The 21,074-nt window shown below is 52.0% G+C and carries 19 protein-coding genes; all 19 read right to left on the bottom strand.

Going from position 1 to position 21,074, the window contains the following annotated elements; genetic code table 11:
- Position 1: 1 nt before the first annotated feature.
- The 19 genes from prmA to hrcA all read right to left on the bottom strand — a co-directional run bounded on the left by prmA (position 2) and on the right by hrcA (position 21,058).
- Positions 2–1,066 carry a 50S ribosomal protein L11 methyltransferase gene (gene prmA / locus IEY53_RS11950; protein WP_189025129.1) on the bottom strand — a complete coding sequence of 355 codons (1,065 nt, stop codon included), beginning with the start codon at positions 1,064–1,066 and terminating at the stop codon, positions 2–4.
- Positions 1,067–1,186: 120 nt separating this feature from the next.
- On the bottom strand, positions 1,187–1,762 hold the full coding sequence (locus tag IEY53_RS11955) for a DNA-3-methyladenine glycosylase I (RefSeq protein WP_189025131.1): 576 nt from the start codon (positions 1,760–1,762) through the stop codon (positions 1,187–1,189).
- A 111-nt stretch (positions 1,763–1,873) separates the two neighbouring features.
- Positions 1,874–3,532 (bottom strand): DUF4179 domain-containing protein, encoded by a 1,659-nt coding sequence (locus tag IEY53_RS11960; protein WP_189025133.1) that lies wholly within the window; start codon positions 3,530–3,532, stop codon positions 1,874–1,876.
- Complete coding sequence (locus tag IEY53_RS11965) at positions 3,492–4,052, bottom strand: RNA polymerase sigma factor (RefSeq protein ID WP_189025135.1); 561 nt, start codon at positions 4,050–4,052, stop codon at positions 3,492–3,494. Before IEY53_RS11965 ends, IEY53_RS11960 begins: the two co-directional genes overlap by 41 nt.
- A gap of 169 nt (positions 4,053–4,221) precedes the next feature.
- Positions 4,222–5,175, bottom strand: coding sequence for a GDP-mannose pyrophosphatase NudK (gene nudK, locus IEY53_RS11970; protein ID WP_189025137.1), 954 nt, complete (start codon positions 5,173–5,175; stop codon positions 4,222–4,224).
- Between the two features lie 16 nt (positions 5,176–5,191).
- A complete protein-coding gene (locus tag IEY53_RS11975; RefSeq protein WP_229696099.1) occupies positions 5,192–6,409 on the bottom strand; it encodes a MerR family transcriptional regulator in 1,218 nt (405 codons plus the stop codon).
- 317 nt (positions 6,410–6,726) lie between these two features.
- A complete protein-coding gene (locus tag IEY53_RS35885; RefSeq protein ID WP_189025139.1) occupies positions 6,727–7,638 on the bottom strand; it encodes a methyl-accepting chemotaxis protein in 912 nt (303 codons plus the stop codon).
- Positions 7,639–7,907: 269 nt separating this feature from the next.
- Positions 7,908–9,098: a sn-glycerol-1-phosphate dehydrogenase gene (locus IEY53_RS11985; protein ID WP_189025141.1), complete on the bottom strand. Its 1,191-nt coding sequence runs from the start codon at positions 9,096–9,098 to the stop codon at positions 7,908–7,910.
- A gap of 113 nt (positions 9,099–9,211) precedes the next feature.
- Positions 9,212–10,702, bottom strand: a complete 1,491-nt coding sequence (gene araA / locus IEY53_RS11990) for an L-arabinose isomerase (RefSeq protein WP_189025143.1) — start codon at positions 10,700–10,702, stop codon at positions 9,212–9,214.
- 57 nt (positions 10,703–10,759) lie between these two features.
- Positions 10,760–12,433 carry a ribulokinase gene (locus IEY53_RS11995; protein WP_189025145.1) on the bottom strand — a complete coding sequence of 558 codons (1,674 nt, stop codon included), beginning with the start codon at positions 12,431–12,433 and terminating at the stop codon, positions 10,760–10,762.
- Between the two features lie 85 nt (positions 12,434–12,518).
- A complete protein-coding gene (araD, locus tag IEY53_RS12000) occupies positions 12,519–13,208 on the bottom strand; it encodes an L-ribulose-5-phosphate 4-epimerase (RefSeq protein ID WP_189025147.1) in 690 nt (229 codons plus the stop codon).
- 513 nt (positions 13,209–13,721) lie between these two features.
- Positions 13,722–14,816 (bottom strand): GntR family transcriptional regulator, encoded by a 1,095-nt coding sequence (locus IEY53_RS12005; protein WP_189025148.1) that lies wholly within the window; start codon positions 14,814–14,816, stop codon positions 13,722–13,724.
- 73 nt (positions 14,817–14,889) lie between these two features.
- Complete coding sequence (locus IEY53_RS12010) at positions 14,890–15,264, bottom strand: hypothetical protein (protein ID WP_189025149.1); 375 nt, start codon at positions 15,262–15,264, stop codon at positions 14,890–14,892.
- An 88-nt stretch (positions 15,265–15,352) separates the two neighbouring features.
- Positions 15,353–15,532: a YfhD family protein gene (locus tag IEY53_RS12015; RefSeq protein ID WP_189025150.1), complete on the bottom strand. Its 180-nt coding sequence runs from the start codon at positions 15,530–15,532 to the stop codon at positions 15,353–15,355.
- Positions 15,533–15,576: 44 nt separating this feature from the next.
- Entirely contained in the window at positions 15,577–15,948 is a 372-nt protein-coding gene (locus tag IEY53_RS12020; protein ID WP_189025151.1) for a hypothetical protein, read from the bottom strand.
- 187 nt (positions 15,949–16,135) lie between these two features.
- The gene (dnaJ, locus tag IEY53_RS12025) at positions 16,136–17,260 is read right to left on the bottom strand and encodes a molecular chaperone DnaJ (protein ID WP_229696100.1); all 1,125 of its coding nucleotides are present in this window, start codon (positions 17,258–17,260) and stop codon (positions 16,136–16,138) included.
- Between the two features lie 116 nt (positions 17,261–17,376).
- Positions 17,377–19,224 carry a molecular chaperone DnaK gene (gene dnaK / locus IEY53_RS12030; protein ID WP_189025153.1) on the bottom strand — a complete coding sequence of 616 codons (1,848 nt, stop codon included), beginning with the start codon at positions 19,222–19,224 and terminating at the stop codon, positions 17,377–17,379.
- A 161-nt stretch (positions 19,225–19,385) separates the two neighbouring features.
- Entirely contained in the window at positions 19,386–19,976 is a 591-nt protein-coding gene (gene grpE / locus IEY53_RS12035; RefSeq protein WP_189025155.1) for a nucleotide exchange factor GrpE, read from the bottom strand.
- A 50-nt stretch (positions 19,977–20,026) separates the two neighbouring features.
- A complete protein-coding gene (gene hrcA / locus IEY53_RS12040; RefSeq protein WP_189025157.1) occupies positions 20,027–21,058 on the bottom strand; it encodes a heat-inducible transcriptional repressor HrcA in 1,032 nt (343 codons plus the stop codon).
- Between the last annotated feature and the right edge of the window lie 16 nt (positions 21,059–21,074).

A 21,074-nucleotide genomic window follows, 5' to 3' on the forward strand; every position in this document is an offset into this window, starting at 1 on the left:
TCTACCTCTTTCCGGCCGTAATCGCCACCCAATCTTCTTCACGGGATACTTCCTTAATGTCAAAGCCGGAGCCTAAGAGCGCCTGCTTCACAAGTTCCTCTTTGTCCTTGTAAATTCCGGAGGTAATATAGATTCCACCCGGTTGGAGTGCACGGTACACATCATCCGTGAACAATACCAGAATCTCTGCCAGAATATTGGCTACTACGATTTGCACAGGCAGGGTAACACCAAGCGTTGGCTCACCGGAAACCACAACTTCTGCGTCCGTCTCGGCCGTCTTGCCGTTCACTCCGGGTCTTGCAGAAGGCCACATCTCCCCGGCAGGCGTATCCGAAGCGCCTTCGCCGCCGAGCAGGGTGAGCAAATCGCTCTCTTGTACCGTAATGGCATGCTGTAGCTTGTTGAGCTCCACATTCTCCCGGGCACTCTCTACGGCTACGGGGTCCAGATCCAGCGCCAGCACGGACTTCGCACCAAGCAGCATGGCGCCTACAGCCAGAATTCCCGATCCGGTACCCACATCAATTACTTCTTCGCCGCCCCGGATATGCTTCTCCAGCGCACGCAGACATAACGCCGTGGTTGGATGGGTGCCTGTGCCAAACGCCATACCGGGGTCCAGCTCAATAATGGCTTCGTCAGGACTCTCCGGGGTATATTCTTCCCATGTCGGTTTAATCGTCAGCCGCTCCGAGACACGCAGCGGTTTGAAATATTGCTTCCAGGCATGAGCCCATTCCTCTTCGTCAACCGTCTTCCAGGAAATAAGCGCCTTGCCCGGGTCGATCCCGAACTCCCGCAGCTCTTCTACCCTTGGGGCCAGCTCCTCTATAATTGCATCCATATTCAGTGTTTCGGAATAATAGCCCTTAATCACCGCTTCACCTTCAGGAATATCGTTCAAAGGCTGATCGTATAATTCCCCGTAACGTGTATCCCGTTCTTTGTTCAGCGTCCCCGATTCCTCAATGGAGACCCCGCCCGTGCCAGCCTCATAGAGCAGATTGGAGATCATCTCCTGGGCTTCTTCTGTTGTATGTATCGTCACTTCATGCCATAACATAGATTTACAAATCCTCCTAAAGGTTCTGTGCGGCCCATCCGCTTCCTAAGCGAAAGCCAAGTTTTATTCTAGTAGTATACCATTCCTTGCCCATGAAACGCCAAACTTGCGAACCGGCCTTCACTTCAAGGCAAGCTCATTCTTGCGGCAAAAACAATCGAGTGTGTGATCGTTGACCATCCCGGAGGATTGCATAAAGGCATAACAGATGGTGGAACCGACGAATTTCATGCCTTTTTTCTTTAATGCCTTGCTCATTTCATCCGACTGCGGGGTCGTCGCGGGCACATCCGCCCGCTGAGTCCACTGGTTGACCACCGGCGCTCCGCCTGCAAAGCTCCAAATATACTCTGCGAACCCGCCCTTCTCCCGGCAAATCTGCAAATAGACACCGGCATTGCGGATTATGGATTCGATCTTCAGCCGGTTTCGGATAATGCCGCTGTCATTCATCAGCTCGCTGATTTTGGCTTCATCGTAACGGACAATCCGCTCGGGGTCGAATCCGTCAAAAGCACTTCTGAAGCTCTCCCGTTTCTTGAGTATCGTATACCAGCTGAGTCCGGCCTGCATGCCTTCCAGCATCAACAGCTCGAACAGCTTCAAGTCATCGTACAGGGGTTGTCCCCATTCCTTATCATGATAGGCAATATAAAGAGGATCTCCATTGACCCAGGCGCACCTTGTCACTTCCACTTATTCTTCTCTCCTTTACTTCTTCTCCCTCTGCCCTTTTTAGGCAGCGTCTACTTAATGTATACGAAAAAAAGGGAAGAACACAAGGTTCTTCCCGTTAAAATAATGTTACTATTTGCCTTGCAGCAGCACCCGCGTCTCTTTGTCAGGCTCATTGATGAAATAATAGAACATATAGATGGAGGCTTCCGTTCCTTTGAAGTCCTTATAGACATCAATGTTTTTGTTGTTGCCGTTGCCACGGAAATTAACCGTAACCTTGTTGCCGAGAATCCGCTCATTCCCTAACCCGATATGGGTCTGGTTCACACCGCCGAAGTTGACGTCATCGCTTCCCGTCTCCACGTACAGATCCTTTCCTTTCATATAATAGGTCCATTTCACGGGATATCCGCCGGTTTCACGGATTAAGGTCTGCTTCTTGTCCGAGATGTTTGTCAGCAGCAGCGGCTCTTTATCCTCCTCATTGACCGTAACCTTATACTTCCCGATATAAGCAATCGGTGTTTCCTTGGTAATCTCCAGATCCGCAGGCCGTTCATAGCGCAGGATCCTGAGTTCAGGGTCATCTTTAGGAGTATCCCATCCCCCAGTCCATTCCAAGGTTCGTCCATTCACCTCAAGTAAATTCCGGGTGTAAGGCAGCTGCGCATGTGGTTTGTCTTTGAAGCGAATCACTACCCTTATTTGGGTAGGGGTTATTACCATCTGCTCAAAACGGATATCTTCCTCTTCGAGTGGCAGATCGAGAGCGGTTTTGATGGTGCCGCTCTCCATTTGTTTTTTGCTCAGCTGCAAATCAACGCCTTCTGCGTCAATGCTGCGGTTTATTTTAACATAGGACAGTTTGTACTCCGTCTGTTCATCCGGCAAGTCACTCGGATTGAAATACTGAAGTCCCGTATACTCCCCGTTTTCACCCGGTTTGCCGAACGTCCCTCCAGGCAGTTCGCTGACAAGGGAACCATTCCGGTAGGCAACGAGCTGCGGATATGCCCATTTTTTGGCTTCCGGCTGATCAAAGGTGACTGCGGTAGAGACCAGCAGCTTGTCATTGCTTTCTTTGAAGACCTCAATACCGATGCCCTGCAGGCCATCCTGGCCCACAGCAAAGTTTTGAGCAGCCTCAGAGCCGATATTCAGCGGCAATGCTACTTCCTCACGGGTGTAGTAACGAATATTTCCTACATTAAATTGTACGGTAGCGCTCTCTTGCGGCGGGACCCAGCCACTCTCGAAATAGCCGTTATAGCGTTTGTTCTTTTCATCCCATTGCATATGATTGTATTCCGACAAGCTGGTATTGCCCTTGGAGTCCGTCAGTGACATGCCCTCGATATTCCAGAATCCCCCTTCTTCAAGCTCCCCAGCTTCGAAGCTGTACAAAATCACCGTGCGGTTCTCATCGACAATCGCCGTGTGCAGCTTCAACGTTACACCGTCCCGAGTGATGGACTGCCCGAGGGGCTGACCCAGGTTCTGTTCGAGTGCAGTCTGTACACCGCCTCTGAACTTCAGCAAGCCACTCCAGTCATATTGCACCGCCGCATAGACCGGCACGGCCATCAATACCGCGCTGAGCGAAGCCATTACAGCTACCTTCTTCCAGGCTTTGGAGCGGCGCGGAGCAGCCGCCTCCACCCTTCCTGACATCTGCGGAGCTGTATGCCCAGCCTGCTCCATCCGTCCCCACATTTCCTCAAAATCGGGGTAAGCAACGCCTGCCTCTTTATTTAATTGATGCTTTAAGTGTTTTTCCGTGTGATTCATAGCTGTTTTCCTCCTTGTCTTCAAGTTGTATGCCTGCATTCAGCAAAATTTTTTTCATCAGGCGAAGCCCTTTATGTTGTCTGGATTTGACCGTGCCCTGCGGAATTCCCAGCAGCCCGGAGATTTCAGCAAGACTGAAATCATGCATGTAGCGCAGCGTCAGCACCGCCCGGATTTTTACAGGAAGAGTACTCATATAGCCAGCCCATTCTTCCGCACGCTCCTTGTCCTCCACCAGCCTGTCCACCGCCTTATCCTCCCCGCCTGTGAACAGGTAAGGATTGGCGGAGACCTTCTGCTGCAGGCTGCGCCGCCGCCGTAAATGATTGAGGCATTGATTGACGGCAATCCTCATGATCCATGCTTTCGGATAATCAATCTGCTCCCGGTTGGTGCGGAAAGCAGTAATAAACACCTCCTGAGTCAGATCCTCCGCATCCGCGGCATTATGCACCATGTAGTAACAGGTCCGGTAGACATCCCGGTTATAGGTTTCGAATAGCTCCCGGTTGCTCTGCAAATTGTTCCCCCCTCTCGTGGTTCAGATATCTATATAACAATCGAGTCGTCAAAAAGGTTCGTTTCCTAAGCAACGATAGCAGAAAAAGCCCGATTGCTCCATGTACAAGCTAAACCGGGCCTTTTATTATAACGTTGGAGAACGCCAACTATTGTAATGTTCTACGAGTCTAACCGACCACTGGCAGCTCCTGCAGCGTATAAAAAATTGGCTTCCCGCTTTCTTTAGCCGTCTGCACCATCTCATCCGCCCCTTGGGAAGGCCCGCCGATCCGCAGGACAGCGTCACAATGAGCCAGAAGGCGGGTTGATGAAGGATGGAAAATTTCATTGAAAACCGCATCCCCTATCTCAGTTGAGCCCGCCATTTCCAGCAAAGGCAGCGCGTACCACTCGCCCAGCACCGGCAAATGGCCAAGTCTGTACACCTGAAGAGCAGCTTCATTCATGGCACGAAGGTTCGCGGCAATCCGGTCCGGTTCATTATCGGTTCCGGAACGGTAGGGGCCGGCAATAAGAATATGTAATGGGACTGCGGACCGGAGTTCAAGCAAATCATGGAGCTTGGCATGCTGCAGCAAAAGAATGGTTTTGGCATCTTTAATTTCACCTGTATCCAACATCTTCATAGCCTCGGCAAAAGGAATTTCCAGAACCTCGATATTCTCCTGTTCTTCCTCAAGTCCTCCACCGCGCCCTGTCTTCATGTCCTCAGAATATTCAGCGGCGAATAAATGCAGAATCTCGGTCACTGAACCCGGCGACATATACACCTCACCGATTCTTTGAATCTGTGACAGACGGTATCCGGTTTCTTCTTCGGTTTCTCGCTGGATACAGGACTCCGGGCTATCCTGGTCAAGCAGTCCGGCACATGCTTCAATCAGCATTCCGGTCTCATTGCCGTTAATGTAAGTCGGAAGGCGAAACTGGCGTGTCAGGACAACCGTTTTTTTCCTGCGGTTGTAGAGCAGAATCGCTGCTCCATTGCCCCGGTCATACGCCTCACGCTGCTGCTCTTCCCAAGTGCCGTCGCTTCGCTGGTAATCCAGTGTGTATTTTCTCAGCGTATACCAGTTGTCTGACAAAAGATCTATTTTCTTAATCCGTACATTCTTGTTCACAGGGCGTCAGCCTCCTTTATCTTTTCAGGGCTTTAGAAAACGAAAAATATCCCATATCCTTGGAAATCACTATACTTCCCTTCTCCAGCATCTTCCGCTCAACGAAGGCAGTAAACTGCTCCATGGCTTGACCTGTCAATCTTTTACCGGCATTCATGGGTGTTGAGGTCATATAACGGATCAAAGGACCGGCCTCGGTTACGACCAGAGAATCCTTGTAACGGACAAGCTCCGCCCCTGGGAACCAAGGGTTTAAAAGCTCTGCGCCATTATACAGATTGAACCGTTCAATGGTGTCGTCCAGTACCCGAAGGCCGGGGTCAAATTCCCGGGCCAATTCCTCCATCTCCAACAGATGTCTGCTGCTCATCGTGGAGGCGAAAAAGATGCCTTTTTCACTTAGGACCCTGGAAATTTCCTTGAACGCAGGCGTTAGTTCCTCTACATGGTATAACATGTGGTTGGCAATCACGATTTGAAATTCGCCCTCCGCAAAAGGAAGCGCACGCACATCCGCCTGGCGGAACTTAAACCTAACGGCGGACTCCCCAAGAGAGCTGCGGGCATCCTCCAGCATTCCGGCGGAAGCATCGGCTAACGTGATTTCCCAATGTGGCGGAATCCGGCCCTTGTTTCTGGCCCATAAAGAGGCATCACCGCAGCCGATATCCAGCAGCTTCAAGGGGACAGCCGGCGGATGGAGGGATGCGGCTTGCTGCACCTGTTCGAAGAACCACTCGTGCCAGCCAATCTGATTTGTACTGAATCGGTCATATAAGTGCATTCGCGCCTGCAAGCGGACGGCATTCTGATATTGCTCGCCCCAATCCCTTTCCGTTTGGACCGTTTGGATCATCCCGGTCAGCTCTTCCCAATCCGGTTCATTATCCTGCTGCTCCATATAGCCCATGGAAGCCTCGATAGCCTGGACCACGCCTTCCATATGGCGCATTTTTTGAAGGATAAGTTGTTTTTGCAGCAGCAGGGAGCTGCGCAGATCGGCGTTCTCATCGTCGCTCTCCATGACTGTTCCCATCTCTTCCAGGGAAAGGCCGATGAATTTAAGGACCGAAAGCTTCTGGAGCTTCGCGACATCACCTTTGCTGTACAGCCGGGTCTTCCCTTCATATTGAGAAGGCTTCAGTAATCCGATCCGGTCATAATATCGCAGTGCCCGAATGGTCATCCCTGTACGTTTAGCAATTTGTCCGGTAGTTAATCCCTTCTGATTCAAGCCATCCCCCCATCTATGACCGCAGTTAGAACGATTAGCCAAAGTATAACAGGTGACGTTACGTCACCTGCAAGCCTTAATTTGAAATACATACCGGTTTTGTCTGGGGCTTTGCAGTTAAAAAGATAAGGGGGATGTCCCACATCCATGTAATGGCTTGTGGGACATCCCCCTTCCAATCAAACTGGCTTCATAGCTATTCCATTTTTCCAAGCAATCTTCTAAGTGCCACCGCAGCTTGCGCCCGGCCAGTCATTACGCCATTTCATCACGGTTGATCGACTCAGCCGGGACAAAAGGTTGACCTGTCCTGCGGATTAGATCATCTCCATAACCTCACGCGCCTGATTATCCAGCTCCTGAGCCGATGCTGCGATATCCGTGAACGTACTCAACGCCAACTGAATCTGTTTTTGGCTGATTTCGGTATTTTCCTGTGCCTGGGTGGTTCCTGCAGAAATCTTGGCAACTTCCGCCGTAATAGCCTTCACATTATCCCGCACTTCAATAATGGAATCATTCACCCTGGCGGACAGCTTACGCACTTCATTCGCGACCACATTGAAGCCCCGGCCGAATTCTCCGGCATGTGCGGCTTCAATGGCGGCATTCAGCGCCAGCAGCTGGGTCTGCGAAGCTACATCACGAATCGTCTGGACGATGCCCTGGATGGAATCAGCCTGCGCCTGGAGATTGGAGAGAACCCGGGTATTTTCGATAGAGACTTCCGCGATTCTATCAATACTGTGTTGCAGTTCCCGGCTTCGTTCAATACCGGTTTCGGCACGCTGGTTCAAACTGTCGGACATGCCCTGCATCCGTTCCACCACTTGACTAATATTGTTTTGCCTCCCGGTAATATTCGTAGCAATTTTGGTCACACCAAGCACCTGCTCATTCGTGTCATCAAAAATCGGCATGTATGTGGCTTCCAGCCAAACTACATTGCCCTGTGCGTCCATCCGCTCAATTTTGTCCTGAAAGCTGCGGCCTGCCCAAAGATTCTGCCAGAACATTTCATACTCCGGACTGTTCACAAACTTCGGAAAACAAAAATCGCTATGCTGCATCCCGTACATTTCTTCGGTAACATAACCCATCGACTGGGCAAATACCTCATTTACATATGCTACCCGGCGGTTCAGATCAAACCGGATAAAGGCCAGGTTCTTCTCCAGCGCTTTGACAACCAACTCATCAGTAACCTCTTGATTATGGACTCTGCTCATCACATTACCTCCACGCTAAACTGAGTATGCACAATTCACCAGACGGCTACATCTCTTATTCGTGAAATGACTGCTTTTGGGTCATATTCGCTATAAAAAAGTATTTTCACTCTATTGAATATCTATCGTCATCTAAATGGAAATCTTGATAGTTTCGGCAAAAGATACTCCGCAGCATCAAAAAAAGCGCCTCTACCGTTCCGGAACAACCATCTTCCGGTCTGGCTAGAGGCGGACTTTGCTGTCAGTTTATATAGCTGGGTCAAGGGCTACTCTTGTCCCAATACCGTTCTCCCCACCGTCCCCTCATTCCGCGCACGCAGCAGCGTATGCCGGTTCATGCGGATGTGGTGAGCTTCCTCCAGACTACGGCGCAGCAGGCCGGCGTCCACACCCAGTTCCTCCAGTGTAGACGGTCCGTGGACGGTCCGCAGCAGCGCGCGCAGTTCATCGGCCGCCGGAATCCGGCGGATCTCTTCGCGCACCTGTTCCCCCAGCGTACTGCCGGCAAGCTCCGGCGAGTTCGCCAGCTCGTGGTACAGCGCGGAAATTTCCGCGCAAGCCACGCCAACCTTAGCACCGTGCAGCAGCTGTCTGCGGCCGGTGCGGATGTACTCCATCTCCCAATAATGGGAGAGATGGTGCTCCGCTCCCGAGGCGGAATGGGATTGTCCGAACAGCAGAATGGCAAGTCCCGATTCCATCAGTGCCGCCGTCAGGATGCGGATGCCCTGCTCGGTATGATTGCCGATCTCCCCGGCATGGTCCACACAATCCTGCAGCGCCCGCCCGGTAATTTGCGCAACGACCGGCGAATAAGGTTCATTGGCCGTCAGCCGGCCGTATTTCCAGTCGAACAGCGAGGTGAACTTGCCCAGCATATCCCCGAACCCGGCGGCGATCATCGGAGCCGGAGCGAGGCACAGAATTTCGGTGTCAGCAAATATCGCCACTGGCCCCGCCGCAGGAATCGTAATCTTGTTGCCGCGGATAATCAGCGGCGAACCATTCGAAGTGAACCCGTCCACGGACGGGGCGGTCGGCACCGATACGAACGGAATGCCAGCCGTATAAGCTGCGTACCGGGCCACATCATGCAGCGTGCCAGATCCGGCAACAATAATGGCATCCGCCTTATTTTGCTGGACCGCGAGCAACACTTGCACTACCGAAGCTTCGTCGGCGATGACATCACCTTGCGCATTCGGCAGCACCAGCGACAAGTTGATGCCGATCCCCGTGCCCGCGTCTTTGAACTTCTGCTCCAGCTCTGCTCCTGCGGCCGCCAAGGTATGTTCGTCGGCCACAAGCAGCGGAGCTTTCCATTCCTTGGCCTTAACGAATGGAACCACTCTGCTGAGCGCCCCAGGCTCAATGCTAATGATCTCCGGGAGAGCAAATGCGGCTCCCCCTTCCATTTCGGCTGCAGCCATTTTAATATTCTCCAATAGTCGGGTCATTAAGCACTTCATCCTCTCTTGATTTCAGGTCCGAATACAGGAAAAAACGGCTGTACCGCACTCTATAAAAAGAGCACGGCACCCGTTTTCCTAATCGTCCTATTCAGGGTTGACTACGAAAGCTTCCAGGCAATATCATTCAAGCGCAATTCGTTGCGGAATGCACGCGGCTGTGTATCTTTGTCGATAACCACACATTCAATGCCGACCATTTCAGCAAAATCCAGCAGCTGCTCGGTAGTCACCACATAGGAGAACCCGGTGTGGTGCGCACCTCCGGCCAGAATCCAGGCTTCCACACCTTCCTTCAGGCTTGGCTGTACTTTCCAGAGCACACGTGCCACAGGCAGATTCGGCATCGCTTGGATCGGTTCTACAGCCTCTACTTCATTGACAAGCAAACGGAACCGGTTGCCCAGATCAATAATCGAAGCATTCAATGCAGCGCCGGAGCGACCGTTGAATACCATCCGCGCCGGATCTTCCTTGCCGCCAATACCCAGCGGGTGTACTTCCAATTTGGGCTTATCCACCGCAATCGTCGGGCACACTTCCAGCATATGTGAACCCAATACCAGCTCATTGGCCGGATCCAGGTGGTACGTATAATCTTCCATAAAGGAAGTGCCTTTGTTTCCGGCGATAATCTTCATCAGGCGGACAAGTGCAGCCGTCTTCCAGTCACCTTCACCGGCGAAGCCGTAACCTTGCTCCATCAGGCGTTGAACAGCCAGGCCAGGAAGCTGCTTCAGTCCATGCAAATCTTCAAAGGTCGTAATAAAAGCCGTATATCCGCCTTCTTCCAGGAATGCTTTCATGCCAAGCTCAATGCGGGCCTGATAGCGGATAGAATCACGCACAGCACCCTCCTGATCCCCGCCTTGGGCAAAATCATATTGCTCTGCATATTCAGCCATCAGCTCATCGACCTCGGCTTCGGTTACAGCATCCACACGCGCGACCAGATCACCTACACCATAACCGTCCACGGTCCAGCCAAGCTTGATTTGGGCTTCAACCTTATCTCCTTCGGTAACAGCAACGGAGCGCATATTGTCGCCGAAACGGGCCACCTTCAAGATCTGGCTCTCATTGTAGGCTACGGCTGTGTTCATCCAGCTGCCCACCCGTGCCCGGACTTCACTGTCTTCCCAATAGCCCACTACGACTTTGCGGGCGATGCCCAGACGTGCGCCGATGAAGCCGTATTCACGGTCGCCATGCGCCGATTGATTTGTATTCATGAAATCCATATCGATGGAATCCCACGGGATATCGCGGTTATATTGGGTAGCCAGGTGCAGAAGCGGCTTGTTCAGCTGAGTCAGGCCTGCGATCCACATTTTGGCCGGGGAGAAAGTGTGCATCCAGGTAATAATTCCGGCACAGTTCTCATCATTGTTGGCCGCAACGGCCAGCTTGCGAATCTCATCCGCAGTAGTCAGCACCGGTTTGAACACAATCTCAAAAGGAACACTGTCAGCCCCATTCAGGCCTGCTGTGATCTGGCGGGAGTGTTCAGCTACTTCCTCAATGGTCTCAGGTCCATACAAATGCTGGCTTCCGGTTACGAACCAGAATTGATAAGCTTTTACGTTCAACATATATAATTCCTCCTAGGATAGGTTATGAACTGGCAAGGGTTGATCCTTCAACTTGCTTTATTCGGACGCTTCTTCTTTAATCGCTTTGAGATGCTTCATGACATTGTTCTCGCCGCGGCCAAAATAATCATGCAATTTCGAGTATTCCTGGAACAGCTTTTCGTACACCGCTACATTCTCAGGAATAGGCAAATACGACTCTTCACGCACCCGGGCCATTTTTTCCGCCGCTTCCACGATGGAATCATAGCCGCCAGCTGCCGCTCCGGCTGCAACGGCTCCAAACATTGCCGCCCCCAGGGCCGGGGTCTGTTTCGAAGCGGCTACTTTAATCTCACGGTTCGTTACGTCCGCATAGATTTGCATAAGTAGACGGTTCTTTTGCGGAAGTCCGCCGCAAGCGTACAAGACGTCAACCGCCACACCGTTGTCATGAAAAGCATCCACAATTTTGCGTGTGCCAAAAGCCGTAGCTTCCAGCAAAGTCCGGTAAATCTCTTCAGGTTTGGTCAGCAGTGTACAGCCGAGCAGCAATCCCGTCAGATCAGTATCCACGAGCACCGAACGGTTGCCGTTCCACCAATCCAGAGCCAGCAGTCCGGTCTGACCCGGCTTGTAGGCAGCAGCCCGTTGTTCCAGCCATTCATGCACATTGGCATTCTCGGCAGCCGCCGCTTCTTTGACATAAGCCGGAACTGCTTCTTCCACATACCATTCAAAAATATCGCCAACCGCCGACTGCCCGGCCTCATAACCGTAATACCCCGGAATGATGCCGTCTTCGACTACGCCGCACATGCCTTCTACTTTGCGCTCCGTATCCCCTAGCAGCATGTGGCAAATCGATGTCCCCATCGCCATCACGAGCTTGCCCGGGGTTACCACGCCTACCGCCGGAACAGCCGCATGTGCATCCACATTGCCGACTGCAACGGCTGTTCCCGGCTGCAGCCCGATCAGCGCTGCCATTTCCGGGGTCAGCCCGCCGGCCTTCGTACCCAGCGGTACAATCTCGCCGCGCAGCTTCGTGTCGGTCAGATCTTCAAGGCGCGGGTCCAGCGCTTTGAAAAATGCCTTGTCCGGGTATCCGTCCGCTTTATGCCAGATCGCTTTATATCCCGCTGTACAGCTGTTGCGTACAATATTGCCGGTCATTTGGGAAATGACCCAATCCGTAGCTTCGAGGAACTGGTCAGCAGCCTCATAAATTTCCGGCGCTTCATTCAGGATTTGCCAGACTTTGGCCATCATCCATTCGGAAGAGATTTTGCCGCCGTAACGCGCCAGCCAGTTCTCCCCGCGCTCAGCAGCGATACGGTTGATCTCATTAGCTTCATCCTGGGCCGCATGGTGTTTCCATAGCTTGGTCCAGCTATGCGGATTCTCCTGATATTCAGGGAGCAGACACAGCGGCTCACCTTGCTCATTGACTGGCAGCATGGTGCAGGCGGTGAAATCTATGCCTACGCCAACCACGTCCGCGGGATCAATGCCCGACTGGCCGATGACCGCCGGTACAGAACGTTTCAATACCTCTATATAGTCCGCGGGATGCTGCAGCGCCCAATCGTATTCCAGCTTCTTGCCGGTAACCGGCAGTACCTCGTCAATCACGTGATGCGGGTAAGGTGTCACATGGTCGGCAATTTCTGTTCCGTCCGCCAGATCCACCAGTACCGCCCGTCCGGACTGGGTCCCGTAATCGACACCGATTGCGTATTTTTTAGTCATGACAGGAATTCTCCTTTATATAGATAATGACTTTCTTCGCCAAAAGCTCGGCTGACAACCCTTAGTTGCTGCGCAGAAACGGTTATCAGCTTTGTCCGTAATAAGCATTTGCTCCGTGCTTGCGCAGGAAATGACGATCCAGCAGATGCTGGCTCATAGGCTGCAGGTCCGGGTTCAGCTGATAGCTCTGGGTGGCCATCTTGGCCACTTCCTCAAGCACCACGGCATTGTGTACCGCATTATGCGGGTCTTTTCCCCAGTTAAAAGGGGCATGGCAATGCACCAGCACTCCAGGCAAATGGTCAGGGTTCAAATCCTTAAATGTCTCCACGATCACATTCCCGGTCTCCAGCTCATACGCGCCTTTGATCTCGGCTTCGGTCATAGCCCGGGTACAGGGGATTTCTCCATAATAATAATCGGCATGCGTCGTTCCCAGCGCAGGAATGCCCCGGCCCGCTTGAGCCCAGCCAGTGGCCCACGGAGAATGGGTATGCACAATGCCTCCAATGTTCAGAAAGGCCTTATATAACACGAGATGAGTTGCTGTATCGGAAGAAGGTTTGTAACTGCCCTCTACAATTTTCCCCTCCAAATCGACTACCACCATATCGTCACGGCGCAGCTTGTCGTATTCCACACCACTCGGTTTAATGACCACTAATCCCTTCTCACGGTCAATCCCGCTGACATTCCCCCATGTAAACGTAACCAAGTTGTAACGGGGCAGGTCCAGATTCGCCTCCAGTACCTCTTGCTTCAATTGCTCCAACATTTCGTAATCCTCCCTATCGCTTTAGGTATGATCGTGTGCAGCTTCGCCCCCTCATTATACACTTGTACGTACAATTGGTCTATAATTATTTAATATCATCTGAACAGGTACATACAAATAAAGAGGCCTCTGCAATTTTATAATCGCAGAGACCTTATATTGTATATAACAATTTGAAATTATTGAATTGCTGAACTAGGTCCCGCCCAAACAGGCCCCATCCATTCAAGGGAGAGAGCGGTTTTAATGTATTTCGTGCATCCAAATCACTTTGAAAAAGCCCAAAAGTCTATTCTGATGTATTTTGTACATTGGAAAATTCGAAAACAGGCCATTCCACGCCATCTCTGCTTTTCCTGATGTAGAAAATACAGCCCAATCGGATATTATCCTGAATTGCCCGTAATTCGATGCACAAAATACACTCTAAGAGTTTCCTTACCGTCCCAGACAGCTATTCTGCCAGCCGCTATCGGAAAGTAGCCCCCAGTACCTGAAGGTGCGTCCACACTTTTACAGCTCCAGAGGTTTCGTCGAACTTCGCAGCACAAGCTCCGGCTTGTAGATTACATCCTTGGGCGCTTCCGTATGCCGGCGTTCCATCATCTCCATCAGCATGTTTGCTGCCTGGATGCCCATCTCCTGCTTCGGATGGCTCAGGGTGGTCAGCTTCACTTCGGTTGCCGTCGCCAGTGTCGAGTCATCAAAGCCGATAATCGACAGATCATCCGGGACGCTGAGCCCGGTCTGCCGCACCGCCTCCAGCAGCAGGACGGCCAGCTCGTCATTGTAGCAGACGAAGGCTGTCGGCCGCTGCGGACTCTGCAGCATGCGCAGCGCAGCTTCATAGGGAACGGTGTGCTTTTGTTCAGTCGTATAATGGGTTACCGTATCCCTTCCCAAGGTCAGACGGTGTTTATGAAAAGCACGCGTAAAGCCCTTCAGCCGGTTTGCTCCCTGCAAATCATCTGTTTTGAAAAATCCGGCAATCTCCCGGTGCCCCAGCTCAATCAGATGCTCCGCTGCCATGAACCCGCCGGCTTCGTCATCCAGCTTCAGGCAGGGACAATGCAGCTCCGGGTAACGTTCATTAATCATAATGAACGGGATACGGTGAATCGCCAGGGACAAGAACAGCTCCAGATTGGGATTGCCCTGCGCGCTTTTGGTCGGCTCAATAATCAAACCCTTAAACGGCTGGCTCAGCATCATCTCCAGGTTCTCGCGCTCCTTGTTCTTGTCATTGTCCGTGCTCGACAGCATCATGCTGTAGCCGCCGCTGCGAAGGCGCGCTTCCGCTCCCCGTACGATGTGCGGAAAGATATAATCGGAGATATGGGTCGTCATCATGCCGATCATGCTGCTCTGCTGCAGGGAACGTGTCTCCTGCCGGGCTACAAAAGTCCCTTTGCCCTGCAGTCGGTACAGCCAGCCCTCCTTCTCCAGCTGTCCGAGCGCCTGGCGTACGGTCTGTCTGCTCATGCCGAACTGTCCGGCAATTTCATGCTCGGAGGGCGCTTTCTCCTCAGGCTTCAGCCGCCCGGACTGAATCCAGGACAGCAGTTCATTTTTTAGTTGCATATATTTCGGTATTGGTTTCTCCGTCATGGTACACCTCAGGTTGCTCAAATAGAGTAATACAAGTTATTATAACATAAGCAACTTGTATGTACATGTATAATCACTTTTTTGAGCCGTAATTCCCCATTTTGAGGCCCCAAATCGTATCCTTCTGATGGGCAGCCGCTTCCTTGAGCGCAGGAAGCCTGGAATCCTGCGGATAATGGCGTTCCAGATACAGGACAAATACGCCGCGCAGGCCAATCTCAAGCTCCAGCTTGTTGTATTCATTCGGATGCTTCGCAAGTTCTGCCATAGCCTGTTCCCAATTCTCCAGTTCATCCCCGGACGATTGGCCATTTGCTACCCTGTCAGCCAGTTCACGAAGCTCACGGTACGCTTTTTTAACTTTGGAAGAATAACCTTGTTTCTGATTCAGGAACGTCAGCAGCGCAATCAGCAGCACCAGCCCGCACCATAATAGGATGTTGTCCATTGTTGTCCCCCCGCTTGGCTTATCCTCATCATTATACAGGTCAGCGCACAAAAACACCCCACAAAGTGGGGCATTGCTGTAATGCTGTCTATTCCTTTTTCATTATTTCATGCAATTGACGTTTATCCGCTTCAATCGCTCTGGCCTGAGCCTCGAGATCCTCATGGTCCGCCTCAGCCGCCGAGAATTCCACATCCTCCGCCTTAGCTTCATAGAGCATTTTCATTTTTTCCGTTTTGGAGAAAATCCTGGAGTTCTCTCTGTCCATCTCTTCATTCCTCCTTTCATCCTAAATGCAGGACATCCTGTCCCTTAGATCAGGCCTCCGGCTTCCTCTATGATCCTAAGCGCCTGATCGTGAGACTGGGCATCCGTGACGACAGTCAATAAAATATTCCTGCCCGTAGGTCCTCCGTCTCCCCCATGGCTCATCCCGCTTGCGCTGGTGTCCGCAGAAGCCAGGATCCCTGCAGACCGGCTGTCCACCTGTGAATTTAAGGTCATAGTTGCCAAACTGGGAATGTCCCCGGTCAACGGGTTGTTGCCCGAATAGCTGGCATCGCCCGGATATTTGCCAAAACGGTCAATCGCCATATCGATGACTCTCAGAGATTGCAGTTTTCTGGAGACGGCTTCCGCCTCTTCCGGGCTTTTAAAATAGGCCAATATAGATTTTTCCGACATTTCCTCCCACCCTCTGCTCGAATTTCAATCCGTCTGTGCACATCTTTAGGTTGTCTAAGTTACGGAGTATTTATGTACAAGCCGCTTCCCCACCCTTCCTTCCTCAACAAGAAAAAAGACTGCCTCATCAGCAGAAAATCTGCTCACAAGACAGCCCTTTGTAGGTTATAGTTTCAGGTCTAAAAGATCAGTCTCCACGGAATGCACGCTTTACACGATCAAAGAAAGATTGCTCCTGCTCATGCGTATTTTCTCCGTTGTAGGAGGCGAACTGGCGCAGCAGATCCTTTTGCTCTTCACTCAGCTTGCTTGGGGTCACCACAATCACCCGCACATGCTGGTCGCCTGAGCCGGAACCGCGCAGGCGCGGAACGCCTTTGCCCTTCAAGCGAAAGAAGGTGCCCGTCTGCGTACCCGCAGGAATCTTGAGCTTCACTTTCTCAGTTAGCGTCGGGATCTCGATCTCATCACCCAATGCCGCCTGGGCAAAAGTAAGCGGAACCTCGCACATAATGTCGTCATTCTCACGAACGAAGAAATCATGCGGCTTAACGCGGATCACAATATACAAATCTCCGGCTGGGCCGCCACGCAGGCCGCCTTCCCCTTCACCGGTCATGCGCAGCTGTGCACCGTCATCGACGCCGCCCGGAATGCGGACGTGAATCTTCCGCTGCTTCTTAACTTTGCCTTGACCGCTGCAAGTTGTACATTTCTCCTTGATAATCTTGCCCGTTCCGCTGCAATGGGAACAAGGACGGCGGTTGCGCATTTGTCCAAGCGGTGTATTCTGCACGAATTCCTGTTGACCGCTGCCATGGCAGACGGAACAAGTCTCCGGTTTGGTACCCGGTTTCGCTCCGGAGCCGAAGCAGGTATCACAAGTCTCCGTACGCGGAATGGTAATATCGGTTTCTTTGCCGAATACCGCTTCCTTGAACTCAATGGTCATCGTGTACTGCAAATCACCGCCACGCTGCGGTGCGTTCGGGTCACGGCGTCCACCGCCGCCGAAGAACATATCGAAGATATCGCCCAGTCCTCCGAAATCTCCGCCACCGCCGCCAAAGCCGCCGCCCATCCCCTGATTAGGATCTATATGTCCATATTGGTCATATCTGGCACGCTGCTGGCCGTCGCTCAGCACATCATAGGCTTCCTTCACTTCCTTGAATTTCGCCTCGGCGTCGCTCGCCTTGTTGACGTCCGGGTGGTACTGGCGCGCCAGCTTACGGTAAGCCTTTTTCACTTCATCTTCTGAGGCATCTCTTCCGAGGCCCAGCACTTCATAATAATCACGTTTATCCGCCACTGCTCTCACCTCCGTACATCCCTGCATAATGGGTGCTTCTTAACAGTATAAAAGGAAAGGCAAAACACGGGATGCCCCGGTTTTGACCTTCCCTTTCCCATACTTATCGTTTAAGGTTACCCTTGATTCTTCTCGTCGTCAACAACCTCGTAATCAGCATCGACTACATTGTCTTTTCTGGCAGTGCCTTCAGCAGCACCTTCGCCGCCTTCCGCACCTTGTTCTGCCTGGGCAGCCTGCTCATACAGCTTCACGGACAGCTGCTGCACGATTTCGGTCAGCGCTTCGGTAGCGGCAGTGATTTCTTCCAGGTTGTCAGTTTCCAGCGCCGCTTTAAGTTTGTCTTTAGCAGCGTTAGCCTTGTCAACTTCGGCAGCATCCACTTTATCGCCCAGATCCTTAATCACTTTATCTGTGGAGTAGACGAGCTGGTCTGCATTGTTCTTCGCTTCTACCAGTTCCTTGCGCTTGCGGTCTTCCTCAGCATGCAGCTCGGCATCCTTCATCATTTGCTCCACTTCAGCATCGCTCAGGCCGCTGGAAGAGGTGATGGTGATTTTTTGGCTCTTGTTGGTGCCTTTATCGGTAGCTGATACGTTCACGATACCGTTGGCGTCGATGTCAAAAGTAACTTCGATTTGCGGTACACCGCGCGGAGCCGGCGGAATCTCGTTCAGCATGAAGCGTCCCAGGGTTTTGTTGCCGTTCGCCATTTGACGCTCACCTTGCAGCACGTGAATTTCCACGCTTGGCTGGTTATCGGCAAATGTTGAGAACACTTGGGATTTGCTTGTAGGGATAGTTGTATTGCGCTCAATCATCTTCGTAAATACGCCGCCCGCAGTTTCAATACCGAGGGACAATGGAGTTACGTCAAGCAATACAACGTCTTTCACATCGCCAGTCAATACGCCGGCTTGGACAGCAGCACCAAGGGCAACCACTTCATCCGGGTTAACACCTTTGTGCGGCTCTTTACCTGTCAGTTTCTTGATCGCATCCTGTACAGCAGGGATACGGGTGGAACCCCCTACCAGTACGATACGGGTAAGATCCGCAGGCGTCATGCCGGCATCGGACAAGGCCTGACGTGTAGGTCCCAACGTGCGTTCTACCAGACCGGAAGTCAATTCATCGAATTTGGCACGGGTCAGGTTGAGCTCCAAGTGCTGAGGCACGCCGTCAACAACCGTAATGAACGGAAGGGAAACGGTAGTGGTCAATACACCGGAAAGTTCTTTTTTGGCTTTCTCTGCGGCATCCTTCAGACGTTGTACAGCCGCTTTATCCTTGCTAAGGTCGATGCCTTGCTCTTTTTTGAATTCGGATACCAGGTGGTCCATAACTACTTGGTCAAAATCGTCACCGCCCAGACGGTTGTCACCGCTGGTAGCTTTAACTTCGAAGAAGCCGTCGCCCAGTTCAAGAATGGATACGTCGAACGTACCGCCCCCAAGGTCATAGACGAGGATCGTTTGGTCTTCGGATTTCTCCAGACCGTAAGCCAGCGCTGCCGCTGTAGGCTCGTTCACGATACGCAGCACTTCCAGACCGGCAATTTTACCAGCGTCTTTGGTAGCTTGACGTTGGCTGTCGTTGAAATACGCCGGAACCGTAATAACGGCTTGCGTAACAGTTTGGCCGAGGTAAGCTTCAGCATCGGATTTCAGCTTCTGAAGAATCATCGCCGAGATTTCCTGTGCGGAGTAGTCTTTGCCGTCAATAGCTTCTTTATGGTTGGTACCCATATGCCGTTTGATCGAGCTGATCGTACGGTCAGGGTTCGTAATGGCTTGGCGTTTGGCCGTTTCACCGACGATACGTTCGCCGTCTTTCTTGAAACCTACAACCGAAGGGGTTGTGCGTGCGCCTTCCGGGTTAGGAATAACGACGGCTTCGCCGCCTTCCATAACGGCAACGCAAGAGTTGGTCGTTCCTAAGTCAATACCGATAACTTTACTCACTGTAATTGGCCTCCTCAAAATAAGTTGGAGCTTTGGCTCCTCTGGAATGTCCTGAATTATGTTCGGGTCCGGGACCTCGCGCGTTGCAGAACCAACCGGACAGATCCGGTTACAGCAGCCGCGCTCATGACAGGCAATGACAGCCTGTCTATATAGACAGGTTACATGCTGACTTTGACCATGGCTGGACGAAGGACCTTGTCTTTCAGAATATAGCCCTTTTGGACCTCTTCCGTAACAATGCCTTCCTCGTGCTCATCGCTCTCCACCTGCATGATGGCCTGATGGTATTCGGGATTAAATGGCTGTCCTACCGTCTCCATGGCTGTGAGCCCTTCCGATTTCAATACCCCTTCGAGCTGGCGGAAAATCATATTCACGCCTTTGGCGAACGCTTCGGAATCCGGGTTGGCCGGTGCTGAAGCCAGCGCACGTTCAAAATTGTCCAGTACCGGCAGCAATTCATTCACGAGCTTGGAGGTGGCATACTGTGCCAATTCTTCTTTTTCCTTCTGGGTCCGGCGGCGGAAATTGTCAAAATCGGCCTGCACACGTAGCGTGCGCCCCTGATATTCTTCAATCAGCGCCTGCAGGCGGCTGGAATCTCCCCCATTGCCGGAAGCCTCTGTAGTGGCTTCTTCCGCAGTGGATGAGCCCTCCCCGGAAGCTGCTTCAGCTTCTTCGGCGGCCTGTTCCTCATGTATCGCCTGATCCTTTAATTCGTTGGTATCTTGAACTTGTTCCTCTTTCAAGTTGTGTTCACCTCCTTATAATCATTCACGATAGTCAATCAGGACTCTGTTCACTTATACCAGTGTGCCAGCATTGCTGTCAAATCCCGGGACAAAATGCCCAATATCCCCATTACCCGCGCATACTCCATCCGGGTAGGCCCCAGAATGCCGATACTGCCCAGCGCCTGGCCGTCCAGCGAATAAGTGGCGGTAATCAGGCTGCAATTGGCAAAGGCCTCATGATTGTTCTCTGTGCCGATCTTAACCTGAATGCCACTGCCTCCGGACACTGGAGCCAGCATCTTGAGCAGTGTCGGCGTCTCCTCCAGCAGATCCAGAATATTCTTCACCTTGTCGACATCCTTGAATTCCGGCTGGGTCAGCATATTCGTGGCTCCGCTCAGATAGATCCGCTGTTCATGGTCGCTCTCGAGCGCCGTATCCAGTACCTGCATCAGTTCCTCGTAATGGGAGATATGGCGCTGCATCTCCTCACCCAGCTCGGAATACAGCCGGGTCTTCAGCTTGTATAGCGGAACGTTCACCAGCTTGCTGTTCAGCAGATTGACCACTTTCTCCATTTCGGAAAGAGAAATCTCCGGCGGAATATTTACGGTCCGGTTCTCAACCTGTCCGGTACTGGTGACGATAATCGCCACAGCCGTCTTGTCATCAAGCGGCAGCAGCTGAAAGTGGCGCAGTGAAGTATGAAAAACCTCCGGTCCAAGCAGGATGGAAGTGTAATTCGTCATATTGGAAAGAATCATTGCTGCGTGCTGGATAACCTGCTCCATCGCATTCAGCTTCTCGGCGAAAAAGGCACGGATCGTCCCCACCTCCGCCGATTCCGCAGAATTCCACGGCACCAGATGATCCACATAATATCGGTATCCTTTATGGGAAGGAATCCTCCCTGCCGAGGTATGGGGCTGTTCAAGAAACCCTAACTCCTCGAGATCGGCCATTTCATTACGAATGGTTGCAGGACTATAGCCTACATCCCCCCGTTTGGAGATGCTGCGGGAACCTACCGGTTCAGCCGAAGAGATGTAATCATCTACGATGGCGTTCAATATCATTCTTTGGCGTTCGGTTAACATGTCATCCCCTCCTAAC

It is taken from the genome of Paenibacillus albidus (assembly GCF_014644435.1).
Taxonomy (GTDB): Bacteria; Bacillota; Bacilli; order Paenibacillales; family Paenibacillaceae; genus Paenibacillus_AQ; species Paenibacillus_AQ albidus.

Excerpts from the sequence above, each read along its gene's own strand:
- prmA (WP_189025129.1), bottom strand. The coding sequence starts at position 1,066 with ATGTTATGGCATGAAGTGACGATACATACAACAGAAGAAGCCCAGGAG.
- IEY53_RS11960 (WP_189025133.1), bottom strand. The coding sequence starts at position 3,532 with ATGAATCACACGGAAAAACACTTAAAGCATCAATTAAATAAAGAGGCA.
- IEY53_RS35885 (WP_189025139.1), bottom strand. The coding sequence starts at position 7,638 with ATGAGCAGAGTCCATAATCAAGAGGTTACTGATGAGTTGGTTGTCAAA.
- IEY53_RS11985 (WP_189025141.1), bottom strand. The coding sequence starts at position 9,098 with ATGACCCGACTATTGGAGAATATTAAAATGGCTGCAGCCGAAATGGAA.
- araA (WP_189025143.1), bottom strand. The coding sequence starts at position 10,702 with ATGTTGAACGTAAAAGCTTATCAATTCTGGTTCGTAACCGGAAGCCAG.
- IEY53_RS11995 (WP_189025145.1), bottom strand. The coding sequence starts at position 12,433 with ATGACTAAAAAATACGCAATCGGTGTCGATTACGGGACCCAGTCCGGA.
- araD (WP_189025147.1), bottom strand. The coding sequence starts at position 13,208 with ATGTTGGAGCAATTGAAGCAAGAGGTACTGGAGGCGAATCTGGACCTG.
- IEY53_RS12005 (WP_189025148.1), bottom strand. The coding sequence starts at position 14,816 with ATGACGGAGAAACCAATACCGAAATATATGCAACTAAAAAATGAACTG.
- IEY53_RS12010 (WP_189025149.1), bottom strand. The coding sequence starts at position 15,264 with ATGGACAACATCCTATTATGGTGCGGGCTGGTGCTGCTGATTGCGCTG.
- IEY53_RS12015 (WP_189025150.1), bottom strand. The coding sequence starts at position 15,532 with ATGGACAGAGAGAACTCCAGGATTTTCTCCAAAACGGAAAAAATGAAA.
- IEY53_RS12020 (WP_189025151.1), bottom strand. The coding sequence starts at position 15,948 with ATGTCGGAAAAATCTATATTGGCCTATTTTAAAAGCCCGGAAGAGGCG.
- hrcA (WP_189025157.1), bottom strand. The coding sequence starts at position 21,058 with ATGTTAACCGAACGCCAAAGAATGATATTGAACGCCATCGTAGATGAT.